This window comes from Longimicrobiaceae bacterium (assembly GCA_035696245.1).
Lineage (GTDB): Bacteria > Gemmatimonadota > Gemmatimonadetes > Longimicrobiales > Longimicrobiaceae > DASRQW01.
In genome coordinates this window covers 1-3,230 of sequence record DASRQW010000145.1, presented here as the reverse complement: position 1 = coordinate 3,230, position 3,230 = coordinate 1, and the positions used below count along the sequence as shown (strand labels likewise).

The 3,230-nt window shown below is 70.4% G+C and carries 2 protein-coding genes; both read right to left on the bottom strand.

Features of this window, described 5'->3' with window-relative positions:
* Positions 1 to 303: 303 nt before the first annotated feature.
* Positions 304 to 681, bottom strand: coding sequence for a cupin domain-containing protein (locus VFE05_06525; protein HET6229721.1), 378 nt, complete (start codon positions 679 to 681; stop codon positions 304 to 306).
* Positions 682 to 950: 269 nt separating this feature from the next.
* Positions 951 to 2,864 carry an ABC transporter ATP-binding protein gene (locus tag VFE05_06520; protein HET6229720.1) on the bottom strand — a complete coding sequence of 638 codons (1,914 nt, stop codon included), beginning with the start codon at positions 2,862 to 2,864 and terminating at the stop codon, positions 951 to 953.
* Positions 2,865 to 3,230: the final 366 nt, after the last annotated feature.

Here is a 3,230-nt window from a genome sequence, read left to right as displayed (position 1 = left end):
AGTGCCTGACCTCCGCCTCCAAGACTATGCGGCCCTCCCCACAGGCACGGCGCTGGAGCGAACTCCCCGCTACGCCGAGCGGAAATGCATCCCGCGTAGCAAATAGTTGGAACAGATGACCTGCGTGTGCTCCCGCGTTTGAGTAGCACCAATCCCTCCGGCGATCCCCTTCGCATCCTGAAAAACGGACGGACACGCAGGTCCGCCCCTACCAAGGGATACGCTGTCCCGTTCCGAGTACGGCATCTCTCGATCACGCGCGCGGCCTGCCGATTCGCCGCACCGCGTCCCCTGCTGCTCGCGTCAGAGGAGCGACGCCGCGTCCGGGAAGCGTGCGGCGATCTCGGCGGCCTCGGCGGGCGAGTCGGAGAGCATGGTGAAGTCCGCGAAGTCGAAGCCCGGTCCTACCGAGCAGCCCGCGAGCGTGTACCCGCTCGTCCGGCACGCCTGCCAACACCCGGCGGGCACCACCGCCACCGGCACGCTCCCCTCGCTCACCGGCCCGAGCGTCACGCGTACCATTCGCGAGCCCTGATCCTCCAGCCACACCAGCTCCAGCGCGTCGCCCTCGTAGAAGTGCCACGCCTCGTCCGACGTCACGCGGTGCCACCGGCTGAACGCCCCGTCCGGCAGCAGATAGTAGATCGTCGTCAGCCCGGCCCGCTCCCCCCGCCCATCCACTGGCGCGACCGAAACGCCCGCGCCGAGCGAAACATCTCCCGATAGAACCCATTCTCCGGGTGCGGCTTCAGATCCAGCACCCGGACCAGCTCGGCAGCGCGAGGATGCATGCGTTGTTTGCTGTAGAGGTAGAGATGATCGAGCACCGGTGCGGAAGATCGAGCAGCGAGGGAGCCGCGTCCGCAGGACGCCTGCAGTCCAAAGCCGGGTGTTTCATACACCCAGCGGGTCGTCGGCCGCGCGCCATCTCCAGAACCGCCCGGCGCTCGTTACCGATACCCCTGCGCCTGGAGGTGGAACAGCTCCGCGTAACGTCCGTCGAGCGCCAGAAGCTCCTCGTGCGTCCCCTCCTCCAGCACCTTTCCGTGCTCCAGCACCAGGATGCGGTCCGCCATCCGCACCGTGGAGAAGCGGTGCGAGATGAGCACCGCCATCTTCCCCTCCGTAAGCTCCGCGAACCGCTCGAACACCGTGTACTCCGCCCGCGCGTCCAGCGCCGCCGTCGGCTCGTCCAGGATCAGGAGCTGCGCATCCCGCATGTAGGCGCGGCCGAGCGCGACCTTCTGCCACTGCCCGCCGGACAGGTCCACTCCGCCCTCGAACCGCCGCCCCAGCATCGTCCCGTACTTCTCCGGCAGCACCTCGATCACCTCCGCCGCCAGCGACCGGTGCGCCGCGTCTTCCACACCCACCCGCGCCTCCGCCGGCGCCGTCTGGAGCGCGGTGATGCGGCCGACGGCGATGTTCTCCTCGGCCGTCATGTCGTAGCGCACGAAGTCCTGGAAGATGACGCCCACCGCCGCGTGCAGCTCCGCCGGATCGTAGGCGGAGAGCGGCAGCCCGTCCAGCAGCACCGCGCCGCGCGTGGGCTCGTACAGGCGCACCAGCAGCTTGGTGAGCGTCGTCTTGCCCGCGCCGTTCTCGCCCACCAGCGCCAGCCGCTCCCCCGGCGCGATCCGGAACGACACGCCGCGCAGCACCCACGAGCGGTCGTCGTCCGGCGGATCGGGCGGCACCGTCCCGTCCTCCGCCACCTCGTCCGGATACCGGAACCACACCTCGCGGAACTCGAATCCGCCGCGGATGGGCCGCGGGAACGGAGCCGCATTCTCCGGCCGCGCGATCCCCGGCTGCATGGCGAAGAAGAGGAAGAGGTCGTCCAGATACAGCGCCTGCTCGTACAGGTCCGAGAACGACAGCAGCATCCGCTGGATCAGGTCGCGCGAGCGCGAGAAGGTGCCCGACAGCAGCGTCAGGTCGCCCACCGTGAGCCACCCCTGCACCGTGCGGAACAGGATCGTCGCGTACGCCGCGTAGTAGCCCAGCGTGGAGACGAGCGAGAGGCCGGTGCTCACCGCGTTGCGCCGGATCGCCAGGCTGCGATTCGCCGCCTCGAAGCGCTCCGCCAGCTCGCGGTACTGGTCGATCAGGTAGCGCGACAGCCCGAAGAGCTTGATCTCCTTCGCCGTCTTCTCCGACGCCGCGACGAAGCGGTAATAGTCCAGCTTCCGCCGCTCCGGCGTCCACTGGTAGAGCAGGGAATAGCCCAGCGCCGCGAAGTGCGTCTCGCCCAGGAACGACGGGACGACGGTGACGACCAGGAGGAGGAAGGTGACGGGCGAGAAGGCCAGCAGCGTTCCCGCGAGCGTCACCAGCGTGATCGCGTCCTGCGCCAGCCCGAAGAGCTGGCTGAGAAGGGCGATGCGGCCCACCGTCTGCCGGCGGGCGCGCTCCAGGCGATCGTAGAAACGGGGGTCCTCGAAGTGCTGCAGGTCCAGCTCCGCCGCGTGCTCCATGAGGCGCACGCTGAGCTGGTTGGAGAAGCGGTCGCCCAGCAACGACTCCAGCAGCGTACCCGTCCGCGCCGCCACCTCGCCCACGGCGACCAGCGCGAGCTCGATCAGCAGGAGGGAGACGAGGCGCGGCCACTGGCCACCGCCGCCGCGGGCGGAGACCACTACCGAGTCCACGATCAGCTTGCCGATCCACAGCGTGGCGAGCGGCAGGAACGCGCGCAGCAGGCGCAGCGCGGCGATGCCCGCCGTGTAGCCGCGGTGCGTGCGCCACACCATGCCCAAGAAGGGCGGCACGTTGCGCATGGCCCGCGCGCGGTCGCGCCACGAGGGCGCCGCCGGCGGGGCGGAGCGGCGCCCGGCGGGCGCGTGGTTGCGTGGGTTCGCCATGCGCGAAGGTTAACCCGCGCCGCCGCTCCGCGCGAGCCGCCGCGGAGCGCGGTAGCACGTGGTGAATTTCCCCACGCGGTGTGGCGCGGCCCCCTACTGACGCGGCTCGCCGGGGGTGCTAGGTTGCCCCTTTCCACGCCCGGAAGCACCGCCCGCCGCGGGCCGCCAGAAGGTCTGGCGGCGCCTGGCGAGCGGGGCTATAATCCGCGCGGAACGGTGTGCTCGCCGGCCATTCCCGCCTCGCGAGAGGCCGGGCGCCCCGACGCATCGAGGCCGAAGCGCCACATCTGAACGCCGAACCCTCACCGCCATGAAGTCACGAGTGAACCCCCCCGGGCACCGTCCGGCAGCCGCGCGCGCGGCGTC